Here is a 14,116-nt window from a genome sequence, read left to right as displayed (position 1 = left end):
AACGTGACCACCCCGTACGACGCGATCGCGAAGGTCCCGTCCTTCACCCTGACCAGCACCGACGTCAGCGACGGCGCGGAGATGAAGCTCCCGCAGGCGAGCGGCGTCTTCGGCGCCGGCGGCGAGGACGTCTCGCCGCAGCTCTCCTGGTCGGGCTTCCCGGCCGAGACGAAGAGCTTCGTGGTGACCGTGTACGACCCGACGGCCCCCACGGGTTCCGGATTCTGGCACTGGGCGATCGCCGACCTCCCGGCCTCGGTGACGTCCCTGCCCACCGACGCCGGCGCGGAGAACAGCACGGCGATTCCCGAGGGCGCCTGGCAGCTGGCCAACGACGCCCGGCTGCGCCGCTACATCGGCGCCGCCCCGCCGGCCGGCAGCGGCCGCCACGACTACTACATCGCCGTCCACGCCGTCGACGTCGAGTCCATCGGCATCGACCAGGACTCCACCCCCGCCTTCCTCGGCTTCAACCTGACCGGCCACACCCTGGCCCGCGCCGTCATCACCCCGTACTTCTCAGCCTGAACCCGGAAAGGGGGCCACGCGGCCCCCTTTCCGGGTTCTTGACCGGCTCTTCTCGTCCCGTCGCTAGTCGGTTGTGCAGTTGGTGTTGCCTACCGCGAAATGTGGGGTGGCGATGCTGGCGGTGCTGGTCGGCACCCCGTTCGGCAGCACGATGTAGGTGTTCGCGGTGATGCCCCAGTAGTCGTAGCCGCACTTCAGCGCGATGACCGGCGACGAGTTGACGATTTTGGCGGCCCGGCACGGCGAGTGGCCGGCGCTGCCGCATTCGCCGCGTCCGCTGTAGGCGCACTGGGCGTAGGCGTTCGAGCAGGTCCCCGGCTGCTCCCGCAGGGACTTGCAGGCCACGATCGTGGTCACCCCGTTCTGGACCTTCTGGCAGTAGACGGAGTTGTCGGAGGCCGCGAAGGGGCCGTCCCGGTAGACGTCGATGCAGTGCACACCCTGATAGACGCCGGACGTGCCGATCACCGCGCAGCGGTGCCCGGCGGCCGCGGCCGGCTGGGCGGACACGAGGAAGGCGCCGAGGAGGATCGTCAGCGCGGCCAGGAACGTACTCAATTTGCGCATGGATCTTCCTCTCAGAGACCGACCAGGTTGCAGGTCTGCGGCGGGAGCCAGATCGTCGGGTGCCCGTCCCAGACCACCCGGTACTTGCGGACGGTTCCGGGGATGTCGAGGATGCCGGTGTTGTCGTCGGCGGACTGGTCGTACGACCTGACTGTCGAGCCGACGTCCACCCGCAGCTCGGTCCGCGCGGTGTCGCTGGTGTCCAGGTCGAAGATGCCGAAACTGTTGGGCGACCCGAAGTACCAGTTGACCTCGCCCTTGTACCGGCCGTTGTCGGCCACGAAGTAGATCTTCTGCCCGATGATGTAGTCCACGCCGTCGTAGATGCACTCGGTCCGTTTCGTGAACGCCATCGCGGGCGCGCCGAACGCGACCACCGACGCCGTCGCCGCCGCGACGACGACCATGATCCTCGCAACCAGTTTTCTGACCATCTCACGTCCTCTCATCCGGTGGTGAGAGGCCGAGTGCATCAGCCCCGCAAGCCGTCCGGCCACCGTTCGGAACGTGCCCGCACTGTCCGGAACGCCCCCGAACACCCGGACGAAACAGGCGCTGGAGTCCCGCCTCGACCTCGACCTGGCCTGACGAGACGCGGGTCAGGCGGCCACCACGACCTTGCCGTAGTGGGAGCCCTTGCCGGTGCCGACCAGGCGGTGGGCCTCGGTCAGGTTCGCGGCGTTGATCGGGCCCAGGCGGGTGGTCAGTGTGGTGCGGAGGGTGCCGGCGTCGACCAGGCGGGCCACCTCGTCGAGCAGGCGGCCCTGGCTGTCGTCGGTCGGGGCGTACATCGGCTTGGTGAACATCAGCTCCCAGTGCCAGGTGATGCTCTTCGACTTCAGGTCCTGGATGCTGTCGACCGAGTCGATGGCGACCACGTGGCCGAACGGCTTCAGGATCCGGTCGAATTCGCCGACGTTGCCCTTGGAGTGCGGGGAGAAGACGTACTCGACGCCCGCCGGTGCGAGTTTCAGGACCTCGTTGGCCAGGCCCGCGTGATGGTCGATCACGTGGTGGGCGCCCATCTCCAGGGCCCACTTGCGGGAGTCCGGGCGGGACGCCGTGCCGATGACGGTCAGCTTGGTGAGCTGCCGGGCCAGCTGGGTGATCATCGAGCCCACGCCGCCGGCCGCGGCCAGGGCGACGATCGTGCCGGTGCTGTCGGCGTTCAGGCGCAGGTGGTCGAACAAGGCTTCCCAGGCCGTGATCGTGGTCAGCGGCAGGGCGGCCGCCTCGGCGAAGTCCAGGGTGGTCGGCTTGTGGCCGACGATGTGCTCGTCCACCACCTGGAGTTCGGCGTTGCTGCCCTGGCGGCGGATGCTTCCCGCGTAGTAGACCTCGTCGCCCGGGGCGAAGCGGGTGACCTTGGAACCGACCGCCTCGACGACGCCGGACGCGTCGTAGCCGAGGATGCCGTGGCCGCGGCCGGCGCTCTGCACGTCGACCGGGTTGACCGAGACCGCGTGCACCCGGACCAGCAGGTCGTGCGGGGCCGGTACGGGGGTGGGCGCCTCGACGTCGCTGAGGTGGTGAGCGGAGGTGACGGCTACCGCGCGCATGGTGTTCTCCTTTGTTCGACTTGCTGCGACGGTGCCCGTCCGCGAGTGAGGAACCATGCGTACGTCGACTGGGTTTCCGGCCGGACCAGTCGACGTACTGGTAGCGGGCGGGTGATCCGCGGGCAGGCTCGACGACATGACATCTGAGGCATTGGGCGCCTGGGTCGCGCCGAACTTCGAGGTAGTGGCGGAACTGCACGATCTGATGCCGACCGGTGTGACAGTCACCGACGACGGGCGGGTCTTCATCTCCGTTCCCCGCTGGGGTGACGAGGTGCCGTTCACGGTGGCCGAGATCGTGGACGGCAAGCCGGTCCCGTACCCGAGCCGGGAGTTCAACGACGAGCACCTGGTCTCGGTGCAGAGCGTCGTGGTCGATCCGCGCGGGCATCTGTGGCTGCTCGACACCGGCAGCCTGGCCTTCGCCCCCTGGGTCGAGAACGGGCCGAAACTGGTCGAGATCGACCCGGCCACCGGCGACCTTGTGCGGATCATCCGGCCGTCGGCCGAGGCGATCACGCCCACGACGTACCTCAACGACGTTCGTTTCGATCTCTCGCGGGGCGAGGCCGGGTACGCGTACATCACCGACTCGCAGCCGGAGGGCGCGCTCATCGTCGTCGACCTGGCGAGCGGCGAGAGCTGGTCGCGGCTGCGCGGCTACGCCAGCACGCGCGCGGTCGACGGTTTCCGCGCCGTCGTGCAGGGTGTCGTGCGGGACAACTATGTGGTCGGGGCGGACGGTATCGCGATCGACGCCACCGGGGAGCGGCTCTGGTTCTGCCCGCTGTCCAGCCGGCGGCTCTACAGCGTGCCCACCTCGGCGCTGGCCGACCGGGCGCTCAGCGACGACGAGGTCGCGGCGCTGGTCACCGATCACGGTGACAAGGGCGCGTCCGACGGGCTCGAGTCGGACACCGCGGGGGCTCTTTACGCCACGGCGTACGAACACAGCGCCGTTCTCAAGCGCGACGCGGACGGCACCTGGTCGACGGTGCTGCACGCGCCCGGCGCGCTCTGGCCGGACACGCTGGCCCTGGCCGCCGACGGCTACCTCTACGTCAGCGTCAACCAGCTGCCCCGGTCGCCCCTGTTCAACGGCGGCGTGGACGACCGGATCCCGCCGTACCAGATCGTGCGGGTGCCGGTCGGCGCCCAGCCGGTCCGGCTGGCCCGTTAATTCCCCCAGCGTCAAGGAGAGAGTCGTGCTCGACGAGATTTTCGACACCTACGGCGGCCGTAAGGCCTGGGAAGAGGCGCGGGAGATCAGCGCCCGCCAGTTCTTCGGCGGCGCGCTGTGGGCCATGAAGGGCCACCCGGGAGCGCTCGACGACGTCCAGGTCACCGTCGACCTGCACCGCGAACACACCCGGCAGGAACCGTTCTTCGCCGACGGGCACTACACGAACTTCACCCCGGAGCGCATCGCCGTCGAGACCGGCGACGGCGAGGTGGTCGAGGAGCTGCTCGACCCGCGGGCCTCGTTCGCCGGGCACGAACTGACCACCCCGTGGACCCGCCTTCAACTGGCCTACTTCTCCGGGTACGCCATGTGGACGTACACCAGCGAGCCGGTCTCACTGACCTTCGAGGGCGTACGGACCGAGGAGATCGGCCCGTGGACCGAGGACGGGAAGAAGTACCGGCGGCTGGCCGTCACGTACCCGGCGAACATCGCCACCCACACGGCGCACCAGATCCTCTACGTCGACGACGACGGGATCATCCGGCGGCGTGACTACACGGTCGACATCGCCGGCGGCACACCCGCCGCCCAGTACGCCACGGAGTTCACCACCGTCGACGGGCTGCTGATCGCGACCGAACGCACCATCTACAGCCGCGACGAGAACAACGACAAGGTCCCGGACCCGGTCGTCGTGTCGATCAGGCTGGACGAGGTGACGGTGGCGTGAGCAGGTAGAGCCGGAGCAGGTCGTGCAGATGGCGGCCGATGACGAGGCCGGCCTCGGCTAGCTCGTCGAGCGCGTCCACGGCGTCGACGGGCTCGTCACGAGCCAGCGCCTCCAGCGCCGCGTGGCTGGCCGGGGAGAGCCGGGCACAGGTGGCGTCGAAGGCGTCGCGCACCCGCAGATCCCCGGCGACCAGCCGGTCGAGCCGCCGGGCGGGATCGGCCAGCCGCTCGGCCAGCGTGGCCGCCGTCCAGCCCGGCCGGCTGGTCAGCCGGCTTCCGGCGATCCGCAGCGCGAGCGGATAGTTGCCGCACAGCCGAGCCACCTCACGCAGCGCCGCGTCGTCACCCACCAGGGACGTCGCGTGGGTGACGGCGCGCAGCATCGCCACCGCGTCGGCGTCGCCGAACGGGCGCAGGCGGACGCGGGTGGCGGAGGTCAGGCCGGCCAGGGGCCACCAGGAGGTGATCACCACGGTGGTGACGCCGTCGCCGGGGAGCAGGGGGCGGATCCGCGCCTCGTCCTCCGCGTTGTCGAGCACCAGCAGGCGCGGCCGCTCGGCGAGGGTCTGGCGCAGCAGGTCGGCCCGGTCCTCCAGGGCCGACGGGATGGCGGCCGGCTGGACGCCGCAGGCCCGCAGCAGGCGGGACAGCGCGAGCGCGGTGTCCAGGCCCTCCAGGTCGGCGAAGAGCCGCCCGCCCGGGAACCGGTCGCAGGCGCCGTGAGCCGCGTGCACGGCCAGCGCCGTCTTGCCCATGCCGCTCGGCCCGCACACCACCACCGTGGCGCCCGGCCGCATCAGCTCGTCGAGCGTGGCCAGCTCGGCCGCCCGGCCGGTGAAGTCCGGCAGGTCCGCCGGCAGCAGGCACAACGGGGGCGCCTCGGCGGCCGAGGGACGCGCCGCCTCGTACAGTGCCGTGCGGTCGGCGTCACTGACCTCGAGGGCATCGGCCAGTGCCCGTACGGTCCGGGATTGAGGCTCGAGGCTCTTCCCCCGCTCGATGTCGCTGATGGCCCGGACGCTGACGCCGGACCGCGCGGCCAGCGCCTCCAGCGTGAGCCCCGCCACCAGCCGAAACCCGCGTACCAGCCCGCCCAGCGGAACCGCCGACATGACCCTCCCCACACCCTGCCCGATTTCCGCTGCTTCGCCGGGAGCGGAACCGGCCGGCAGAGAGGTTCTGCCTGCGTTCTGCATGGTCGCCGCCCCGACTCGAAGCTTAAATCCGAAGCGGAGAGGAGGCACGATGAGCTTGATCGCTGAGTTACCGGGCCGCGCGGCGGAACGGGAACGTCTGAGCCGCGCGCTGCGTGACGCCGAGAACGGCCGGCAGGTGATCGTCCTGCACGGTGAGGCCGGCATCGGCAAGACCGCGCTGCTGCTGTCGTGCGCCGCCGAGGCCACCGCCCGCGGCTTCCGGGTCGTCGAGGCGGCCGGGCTGCTGCCGGGCGAGCCCGTCGACAGCCCGCTGGAGCGGCGGCTGACCGTACTCTCGTCGGTTCTCCAGCTCTGCCGCCTGGGCCCGGTGATGATCACCGCCGACGAGGTCGACGCCGAGACAGTCGGCCTGCTCATGTTCGTGGCCCGCCGGCTGCGCCGGGAGCGCCTGGTGCTGCTCTTCGCCGCCCGCAGCCTGCTCGCCTTCGGCCGGGTGAGCGCCGAGGTGACGCTGCTGCCGGTGGGGCCGCTGCGCCCGAACGCCGCCGCCGGTGTCCTCGACAGCCGTCCGGTGCCGCCGCGCGGCGCGGTCCGGGCCGAGATCCTGCACTACGCGGCCGGCAACCCGTTCGCGCTGACCGAGCTGGCCCGCGCGGTCGCCGGCGGCACGCTGGCCGCGCTGCGGCGCGACTACCGGATCAGCGTCACCGGATTGCTCGCCCGCACCTTCGCCCCCGAGCTCGACGGTCTCCCGCCGGCGACGAGACGGGTGCTGCTGTACGCGGCGGCGGCCGAACACGACGACCTGGGCGACGTCCTCGCCGCGGCCGGTGCGAGCCTCGCCGACTGCGCCCCGGCCGAGCAGGCGCGGCTGATCGCCGTGCTGGGCGGCCGGCTCAGCTTCGCCCGCCCGATGGTGCGGGCGGTCTGCTACTTCACCGCGCCCTTCGGCGACCGCCAGGAGGCGCACGCCCGGCTGGCCGCGGTCTCGGCCGAGTCGGCGACCCGGGACTGGCACGTGGCCCATGTCGGCGGCACCGCCGGCGACTTCATGGCGGTGGCGCTGGAGCGGGCGGCCGACGTCGCCGCCGCGCAGGGCCGGGGCCTGGAGGTGGCCGCCCTGCTGGAGCGGGCCGCCGAGAACAGCACCGACCGGCACGAGGCGGCCCGCCGGTACGGGCGGGCCGCGGCCGAGGCCGACCGCTGCGGCGACATCGACTGGAGCCGCCGCCTCTGCGACCGGGTGGTCGAGCTGACCGACGACCCGCGGCTGCTCGCCTCGGCCCTTGCCGTCACAGGCAACGTCCGCATGTACCGCCCCGCTACCGAAACCCTCACCGCCGCCGAACGCCTCTTGGCCACCGATCCCACCGGCCTGGCCGATCCGGCGCTGACCACCGGGGTGCTGGCCATCGCGGCGCGGTCGGTTCTCACCGACGGCGCGGCCGAGGGCGTCGCGACCCTGCGCCGGCTGATGACGAACCTGCCGGCCGGCGGGTCGATGCCGGCGCTGCGCGCGCTGGCCGAGTGCGTGGCCGACCCGGCCGGCTGGGTCGCCCGCACCGGCCCGCTGAGCGAGTCGTCGCTGCTCAGGCCGCTCGACGGGCCGGCCGAGCGGGTGCGGCTGCTCGCCGTCGGCGGCGTCGCCTGGATCACCGACGAGGTCGACGTCGCCGCCGACCTCTACCGCCGCGCGGTCGACCGGGTGCACGCCGACGGTTCCATCGGCGTTCTCGCGGTGGCCACCGTGGCCCTGGCCGAGTCGCTGTTCGACCTGGGCCGCCTCGACGAGGCCGGCCGGGTGCTGGCCGACGCGGCCGACCTGGTCGGCGCCAACTCGGCCAGCCCCATGCGCCGGGCCGTGGTCACCCAGCTGGCCGTCCTCGCCGTACGCCGGGGCCGGCTCGACGAGGCACGGCGGCTGCTCGGCCAGGCCGGTGACCCGTCGGACGCGGAAAGCCCGTTCGTGGCCTATCTGATCCACCGGGCCGCCGGCGAGCTGGCCACGGCGGACGGCGACCACGAGGCCGCCGTCCGGCATTATTCGGCGGTCTTCGCCGACGACGGCACCCCGGCCCACTTCCTGATGTCGCATCGCGTGGCCCTGCAACTGGCCGGCGCGGCCCTGGAGACCGGTCGCCGCGCCGAGGTGCTGGCCCGGCTGCGGACGGCGCGGGAGCGGTCCGAACCGCCGAGCGCCCGTCGCCGCTGGTCGTGGGAGCTGGCCTTCGCGCTCCTCGGGTTCGACGCCGACCCGGACCGCCCGATCCGGCTGCTGGCCGAGCCCGACGCCGGGGTGCGCTGGCCGTACGAGCACGCCGTCGCCCAGGCGCTGGTGGCCGAGGCGCTGCGGACGCGGCGCCGGCCCGTCGAGGCCCGGCCGCTGCTCGTCTCGGCGCTCGACACGTTCCTGCGGCAGGGCGCGGTCCACGACGCCGAGGCGGTGCGGGCCCGGCTCCGGGCCACCGGCGTGGTGCGGGCCCAGGCCGGCGAGGAGTCCGCGTTCGACCAGCTCACCGCCCAGCAGCAGCAGATTGCCCGGCTGGCCGTCCGCGGACTGTCCAACCGGGCCATCGCGGAGCAGTTCGGGTTGTCACCACGGACCATCGGGTTCCACCTTTATCAGATCTACCCGAAGCTCGGGATCGCGCGCCGCGACCAGCTTCGCGACGTGATCCCGGCGTGCTGAGGGGGCGGACGTGACGGAGCTGGCCGGGAGAGAGAACGAGTTACGGACGCTCGGCGCGCTGCTCGACCCGGGGCGGCGCGACAGTGCGGCGATCGCGGTCACCGCGAGCCGGGGCCGGGGCACCACCAGCCTGCTGGCCGAGGCCGCGGGCCGGGCCGCCCGTCGCGGTTTCCGGGTGCTGCGGGCCACCGGGCACCGCGACGAGCAGGACCTCGACGGGCTCGGACTGCACCAGCTCATGCAGCCGTTGCGGACTTTGGTGACCACACTGTCCGATCAGGAGCAGGCGGCCGCCCGGGCCGCCGTCACGTTGCGGTCCACCGCCGCCGCGGTTCTCGGGGCCGGAGCCCGGGCCCTGCTCACCGCGGCCGCGCAGCAGCAGCCGGTGCTCGTCGTCGTGGACGATCTGCACCTGCTCGACCGGCTCTCGGCCGGCGTGCTGCGCGACCTGATCGCGGCGGTGTCCCGGCATCCGGTGGTCTTCCTTCTCGGGGTACGGGCTCGGCACGCGGCCGGCATCCGGTCGGCCGGCGTCGCCGTGCTGCCCCTGGAACCGCTGTCCCCGGTCGCCGCGGCCGAACTGCTCAACCGTCAACCGGACGTCCCGCGCGGCCGGGGCCGCCTGGAGATCCTGCGCTGGGCCCGGGGCAACCCGCGGGCGATCCTCGACCTGGCCGCGGCCTTCGCCGGCGCGACGAGCGACGAGGTGCTGCATCCGCAGCTGGGCCGTGTCCTGCCGATCCGCGAGCGCTACGCGGCCGACCTGACCCAGCTGTCACCGGGCGCGCTGCGGCTGGTCCGCCAGGTCAGCGCCCGCGTCGCCGACGAGAGCCTGACCCAGGTGCTGGCCGCCGCTCAGGTGTCCGATGCGGACGTTCGCCTGGCCCTCGACCTGGGCCTGCTCGAACGGTACGGCGCCACGCTGCGCCTGGCCGACCCGCTGGCCGGCATCGCCGCCTACTGCGCCTGCCCGGCCGCCGAGCGCGCCGAACTCCACCGCCGCTTCACAGCGGTCCTTCCGCCGGGCTCACTCGCCCACGCCCTGCACCGCGCCGCCGAAGCCACCGGCCCCGACGAGGCCATAGCCGCCGCCCTGGAAAAAGCCGCCCTGGAAAAAGCCGCCACTGGAGAGGCCGCTACGGGAAAGGCCGCCGCGAGGGAAAGCGACGCAGGTGAGGGCGGCGCAAGGGAAGGCGGCGCAGGGGAAGACGGCGCGGGAGAAAGCGGTGAGGGTGGCGTCACGCGGAATCCGGCGGCGTGGCAGCGCGCGGCCGAGCTTTCGCCGGAGCCGGCCGACGCCTGTCGCCGTTATGCGGCGGCCATCGAGGCGGCGAGCGCCATCGGCCAGACCACCTGGGTGCTCGACCTGCACGCCGCCATGGCCGCCGTCGACGACGGCGCCGCCCTCGCGGCGGGCACCGCGCGGTCGGTGGCCCTGGCCCTGTCCCGGCGGGGCCGCCAGCGCCCGGCCATGGACCTGCTCGCCGACAGCTGCCGCCGGCATCCGCCCCGCACCCGGCGGGACGCGATGCTGATGGCCGTCTCGGCCGCGCACATCAGCCGCCTGTCGGGGCTTCCCGAGCACCGGGCCGTCGTCACCAGCCTGGCCGGGCTCGCCGATGCCCTGCCCAGCGACGACGGGGACGAGCGGTTGCTGCGCCTTGCGGTTGACGCGGCGGCCGACCCGTACATGTCAATCGGCTCTGAAGATCTGACCGCGCCCGAGGATCCCACCGAGGCCACCCTCCTGGCCTATCTGGCCGACGCCGCCGGTGACCTCGCCACCGCCACCAGCCTCCGCGCCGGCGCCCTGCGAACCGTGCTGGGCCACGGCGATCCGGCCGGCGTGGTCGAGGCCCGGCAGCCCTACGCCACCAACCTGGGCGATCAGGGACGCTGGCGGGAGGTGTCCGAGGTGCTGGCCGAGGGCCGGCGTCTGTGCGCGACCGCCGACCTGCCCCTGCTGGAGTGGGAGATCTCCCTCCAGGAGTCGGTGATGGCGGCCCTGTTCGGTGACGCCACCCGGTCGCGGGAACTCGCCGAGTCCGCCTGGAACGGCATCGACCTGCAGCAGAACCGCCGCCTGCGCTACTTCCTGGAGGTGGCGGCGGGCAACGCGGCCATGGCCGAAGGCGATTTCGCCCTGGCCTACCGGCACTTCCAGGTGCTCTTCGACGCGGGGCGCTTCCACCCCGACGGTGGCGCCTACGCGCTGCTCGGGCTGTCCGTGATGGCCCCGCACGCGGGACGCCAGGAGGAGGCTCTGGCGCTGCTGGCCGGTCATCCGCTGCCTGGCCGGGCCCGGATGCGGCTGCTGGCCGACCACGCCCGGGCCGCGCTCACCGACGACGAGCGCACCGAGGAGCACTTCCGGCGCGCGGTCGACGACCCGGCGGGGGAGATCTGGGCGTTCGAGCGGGCCCTGGCCCGGCTGCACTTCGGCGCCTGGCTGCGCCGCAAGCGCCGCCCGCTCGAGGCCCGGGTCCAGCTCACGGCCGCGCTGGGGGTGCTGGAGGCGATGGGTTCGGGCCCGCACGCCGAGATCGTGCGGACCGAGCTGGCGGCGGCCGGCGAGGGCGCCGACTCCGAGCCGGCGGCCGGCGATCCACTGAGCCGGCTCAGCCCGCAGCAGCGGCAGATCGTCCAGTTGGCCGCACGTGGCCTTCGTAACAGGGAGATCGCGGCCCAACTGCGGGTATCCCCACGTACGGTCGGCACGCACCTGTACAACGCGTACCCCAAACTCGGCGTTAGCGGACGCCGGGAACTCGGCACCCTTCTGGCGGGATGATGGCATCAGTAGAGGTCGACGGCCTCACGAAAGAGTTCGACGGCACCCCGGTGCTGCGCGGCGTCAGCCTCGGCGTGGAGCCCGGGGAGTTCCTGGCCGTGGTCGGGCCGAGCGGGTCCGGCAAGTCGACGCTGCTCTACTGCATGTCCGGGCTCGAGCCGGCCACCTCCGGCTCGGTGCGCATCCTCGGGCACGAGCTGGGCGGGATGCGGCGCGGCGCCCTGGCCGCCCTGCGCCGCGACCACGTCGGGTTCGTCTTCCAGTCGTACAACCTGATCCCCTCCCTCACCGCGCGGGAGAACGTGGCGCTGCCGGCCCGCCTGGCCGGCCGGAAGATCTCCGCCACCGACGTCGACCAGGCGCTGGCCGACGTGGGCCTGGCCGAGAGGGCGGCCTACCGGCCGTCCGCCCTCTCCGGAGGTCAGCAGCAGCGGGTGGCGATCGCCCGGGTGCTTGCCGTACGCCCGGACGTGGTCTTCGCCGACGAGCCCACCGGGGCCCTCGACACCTCGTCCGGCACCCAGGTGCTCGACCTGCTGGCGAAGGTGCCGACCGACGGCCGCTCGGTGGTGATGGTGACGCACGACCTCTCCGCCGCGGCCCGGGCCGACCGGGTCGTCGTACTGCGCGACGGCCTCGTCCACCGGTCGCTTCTCCGCCCGTCCACGGCCGAGATCTTCGCCGCCCTCGGGGAGTCCTGAGTGCTCAAGCTGATCCTCAGCGACCTGGTCGCCAACGTCCGGGTCTGGCTGGGCACCTTCGTCATCGCCGCGGCGGCGGCAGTGGTCGGCTCGGTCGTCGCCAGCGAGATCGACACGGCGCTCTCGGTGGGCGGCAACGACGCCCTGGCGCTGTACGGCATCAGCGGCACCGTGGCCGCCTTCACCATCGTCACCGCGCTGATCGTGGTCGGCTCGGTCGCGGGACTGACGGTCACGCTGCAACAGCGGGGGTACGCGCTGTGGCAGCTGGTCGGTATCCGGCCGGCGCTCGTCCGCACGGTCGTGACGAGCCAACTGCTGATCGTCTCCCTGCTCGGCGCGGTGCTCGGCTGCCTGGTCGCGATCCCCTTCTTGAAACCGCTTTACGGGTACGTCTTCACGAGCTCACCGGAGCTGGCGGCGCTGCACCCGCGGTTCAGCGTCGCCGCGGCCGTCCCCGTCGTGTTCTTCGTGGTGGTGGTCCTGACCATCGGCGGTTCCCGCAGCGCCGGCCGCGCCTCGCGCACCCCGCCGATCCGGTCGCTGCGCGAGACCGAGCCGCCGGACCGCCGGATGACGGTGGGCCGCTGGATCGGCGGCGTGGCCACGGCCGGCATCATCCTGGCCATCCTGGCCTCGCTGCCCGGCACCGGCCGCGACACCATCGCCGAGCCCCTCATGCTGATCGCCCCGCTGGTGGCCGGCGCGCTGGCCGCGTTCGGCCCGCTCTTCCTGGCCCGGCTGGTCCGCGCCTGGACGTCGCTGCTGCCGTTCGCGGGCCCCTGGTACCTGGCCCGCAACAGCACGGCGTTCAACGTCGGCCGCAGCACGGCCACGATCAGCCCGCTCACCGTGGCCATCGCCCTGGCCGGCGGCCTCTACTCGGCCAACGACACGGCCAGTGGCGGCCAGTCCGACCTGGGCACCGGGGCGGTGGTCCTGCTGCTGGGCGGCCCGCTGCTGCTGGCGGTCCTGGGCGCGGTGGCCACGGTCTTCATGTCGAGCCGCCGCCGCGAGCGTGAGTTCGCCCTGATCGTCGCGGCCGGCGGTACCCCCGGCACGGTCCTGACCGCGGCCGCCTGGGAGGCGGTCATCTACGTCGGCACGGCCCTGATCCTGGGCGGCGTCTCGGTGCTGGCCACGGCCCTGGCCGGCGCCTGGGCTGTCGGCGGCGCCCCGTCCTTCGGCGCGGTGCCGGCCCTGACCGTGGCCCTGGGCAGTCTCATCCTCGTCCTGCTGGCCACCGTCCTGCCGACCGCCGTCGCTCTGCGCCACGAGGTCCCGAGCGTTCTAGCCCCCGAGTAGGGCGGGCGTCTGCGCGACCTCGCGGGCGACCCGGACGAACGCCGCCACCTCCAGCGAGCGTGACCCGGCCGGCCAGGCCACTTTCAGGTCCACCGGGTCGAGGTCCTCGACCGGGCGGAAGGCCGTGTTCGGCCGGGGGAAGCGGCGGGCCACCCACTCCGGCAGGAACCAGACCACGCCGCTCACCTCGACCAGGTTGAAGATCTGGGACAGGTCGAACTTCCGTACGCCGGCCGCCATCCGGCCCTCGGCCGCGTCCGTCCCGTCCGGCAGCCTCTTGCCCCGCAGGTCGGCGAGACGCACCGAGGTGCGGGCGGCGAGGGGGTCGGCCGCGGCCACGGCCACCACGCTCGGACCGGTCAGCAGCGTCTCGGTGTCCAGCCCGCGCTCGTCGAACGGCGCCGGCAGCAGCGCCACGTCGGCCCGCCCGTCGTGCAGCGCCGGCACCTGTTCGCCGCGCCCGCCCAGCTCCAGCTCCACCGGCATGACGTCGTACGCGTCGAGGATCCGCGGCAGCAGCCCCGCGTCGTAGTCGGCCTTCATGGCCAGCCGCAGGGTCCGCGCCGGCTGCCCGGCCCGCCGCGCCCGGCGCTGGGCCGCCGCCACCGCGTCCAGCGCCACCCGGGCGTCCGCGAGCAGTGTCTCGCCGGCCTCGGTCAGCGCCACCTGCCGTGTCGTACGGACCAGCAGTTGCACCCCGAGCTGCCGTTCCAGCTCCCGGATGGCCCGCGACAGCGGCGGCTGCGCCATGCCGAGCCGCTCGGCGGCCCGCCCGAAGTGCCGCTCCTCGGCCACCGCCACGAAGTACCGCAGCTGCCGCGTCTCCAGGTCACTCATACCGCCACGGTATCAATACGGACGCGATCGGTCTTTCCCCTTTCCGCCCGCCCGGCGTTCACTCATA

The 14,116-nt window shown here is 73.1% G+C and carries 12 protein-coding genes; 7 read left to right on the top strand and 5 right to left on the bottom strand.

Annotated elements, in window-relative coordinates:
- Positions 1 to 3 precede the first annotated feature (3 nt).
- Entirely contained in the window at positions 4 to 528 is a 525-nt protein-coding gene (locus tag ACGFJ7_RS08230) for a YbhB/YbcL family Raf kinase inhibitor-like protein (protein WP_360244335.1), read from the top strand.
- A 63-nt stretch (positions 529 to 591) separates the two neighbouring features.
- Here the strand turns inward: ACGFJ7_RS08230 and ACGFJ7_RS08225 are convergent, their stop codons facing one another.
- From ACGFJ7_RS08225 to ACGFJ7_RS08215, 3 genes are all read right to left on the bottom strand, one after another.
- Positions 592 to 1,095, bottom strand: a complete 504-nt coding sequence (locus ACGFJ7_RS08225; RefSeq protein WP_360244332.1) for a hypothetical protein — start codon at positions 1,093 to 1,095, stop codon at positions 592 to 594.
- Between the two features lie 11 nt (positions 1,096 to 1,106).
- On the bottom strand, positions 1,107 to 1,529 hold the full coding sequence (locus tag ACGFJ7_RS08220) for a hypothetical protein (RefSeq protein ID WP_360244329.1): 423 nt from the start codon (positions 1,527 to 1,529) through the stop codon (positions 1,107 to 1,109).
- Positions 1,530 to 1,694: 165 nt separating this feature from the next.
- Positions 1,695 to 2,654, bottom strand: coding sequence for a zinc-binding alcohol dehydrogenase family protein (locus ACGFJ7_RS08215; RefSeq protein WP_360244326.1), 960 nt, complete (start codon positions 2,652 to 2,654; stop codon positions 1,695 to 1,697).
- Positions 2,655 to 2,790: 136 nt separating this feature from the next.
- Between ACGFJ7_RS08215 and ACGFJ7_RS08210 the strand changes: the two genes are divergently transcribed.
- Complete coding sequence (locus tag ACGFJ7_RS08210) at positions 2,791 to 3,834, top strand: L-dopachrome tautomerase-related protein (protein WP_360244323.1); 1,044 nt, start codon at positions 2,791 to 2,793, stop codon at positions 3,832 to 3,834.
- Between the two features lie 25 nt (positions 3,835 to 3,859).
- Positions 3,860 to 4,570, top strand: a complete 711-nt coding sequence (locus ACGFJ7_RS08205) for a hypothetical protein (RefSeq protein ID WP_360244320.1) — start codon at positions 3,860 to 3,862, stop codon at positions 4,568 to 4,570.
- Here the strand turns inward: ACGFJ7_RS08205 and ACGFJ7_RS08200 are convergent.
- Complete coding sequence (locus tag ACGFJ7_RS08200; RefSeq protein WP_360244317.1) at positions 4,542 to 5,681, bottom strand: helix-turn-helix domain-containing protein; 1,140 nt, start codon at positions 5,679 to 5,681, stop codon at positions 4,542 to 4,544. The genes ACGFJ7_RS08205 and ACGFJ7_RS08200 overlap by 29 nt on opposite strands.
- 133 nt (positions 5,682 to 5,814) lie before the next feature.
- On the opposite strand from ACGFJ7_RS08200, the gene ACGFJ7_RS08195 reads away from it, so the two are divergent.
- The 4 genes from ACGFJ7_RS08195 to ACGFJ7_RS08180 are packed head-to-tail and all read left to right on the top strand — an operon-like array spanning position 5,815 to position 13,212.
- Entirely contained in the window at positions 5,815 to 8,415 is a 2,601-nt protein-coding gene (locus tag ACGFJ7_RS08195; protein ID WP_392641540.1) for a LuxR C-terminal-related transcriptional regulator, read from the top strand.
- A gap of 10 nt (positions 8,416 to 8,425) precedes the next feature.
- Positions 8,426 to 11,206 (top strand): LuxR C-terminal-related transcriptional regulator, encoded by a 2,781-nt coding sequence (locus ACGFJ7_RS08190; RefSeq protein WP_392641538.1) that lies wholly within the window; start codon positions 8,426 to 8,428, stop codon positions 11,204 to 11,206.
- A complete protein-coding gene (locus tag ACGFJ7_RS08185; protein WP_360244308.1) occupies positions 11,203 to 11,907 on the top strand; it encodes an ABC transporter ATP-binding protein in 705 nt (234 codons plus the stop codon). The genes ACGFJ7_RS08190 and ACGFJ7_RS08185 overlap by 4 nt, the downstream gene beginning before the upstream one ends.
- Positions 11,908 to 13,212, top strand: a complete 1,305-nt coding sequence (locus tag ACGFJ7_RS08180) for an FtsX-like permease family protein (protein ID WP_360244305.1) — start codon at positions 11,908 to 11,910, stop codon at positions 13,210 to 13,212.
- On the opposite strand, the gene ACGFJ7_RS08175 is transcribed toward ACGFJ7_RS08180, so the two are convergent.
- A complete protein-coding gene (locus ACGFJ7_RS08175) occupies positions 13,198 to 14,049 on the bottom strand; it encodes a LysR family transcriptional regulator (RefSeq protein WP_360244302.1) in 852 nt (283 codons plus the stop codon). The genes ACGFJ7_RS08180 and ACGFJ7_RS08175 overlap by 15 nt on opposite strands.
- Between the last annotated feature and the right edge of the window lie 67 nt (positions 14,050 to 14,116).

This window comes from Actinoplanes sp. NPDC048988, assembly GCF_043197815.1.
Lineage (GTDB): Bacteria > Actinomycetota > Actinomycetes > Mycobacteriales > Micromonosporaceae > Actinoplanes.
The sequence above is the reverse complement of the archived record's forward strand: the minus strand, read 5'-3'. Positions and strand labels throughout refer to the sequence as shown.

Bases quoted from the DNA above. Each gene is read 5' to 3' on its own strand.
- ACGFJ7_RS08175 (WP_360244302.1), bottom strand. From the start codon at position 14,049: ATGAGTGACCTGGAGACGCGGCAGCTGCGGTACTTCGTGGCGGTGGCC.
- ACGFJ7_RS08185 (WP_360244308.1), top strand. From the start codon at position 11,203: ATGATGGCATCAGTAGAGGTCGACGGCCTCACGAAAGAGTTCGACGGC.
- ACGFJ7_RS08215 (WP_360244326.1), bottom strand. From the start codon at position 2,654: ATGCGCGCGGTAGCCGTCACCTCCGCTCACCACCTCAGCGACGTCGAG.
- ACGFJ7_RS08210 (WP_360244323.1), top strand. From the start codon at position 2,791: ATGACATCTGAGGCATTGGGCGCCTGGGTCGCGCCGAACTTCGAGGTA.
- ACGFJ7_RS08200 (WP_360244317.1), bottom strand. From the start codon at position 5,681: ATGTCGGCGGTTCCGCTGGGCGGGCTGGTACGCGGGTTTCGGCTGGTG.
- ACGFJ7_RS08225 (WP_360244332.1), bottom strand. From the start codon at position 1,095: ATGCGCAAATTGAGTACGTTCCTGGCCGCGCTGACGATCCTCCTCGGC.
- ACGFJ7_RS08195 (WP_392641540.1), top strand. From the start codon at position 5,815: ATGAGCTTGATCGCTGAGTTACCGGGCCGCGCGGCGGAACGGGAACGT.
- ACGFJ7_RS08220 (WP_360244329.1), bottom strand. From the start codon at position 1,529: ATGGTCAGAAAACTGGTTGCGAGGATCATGGTCGTCGTCGCGGCGGCG.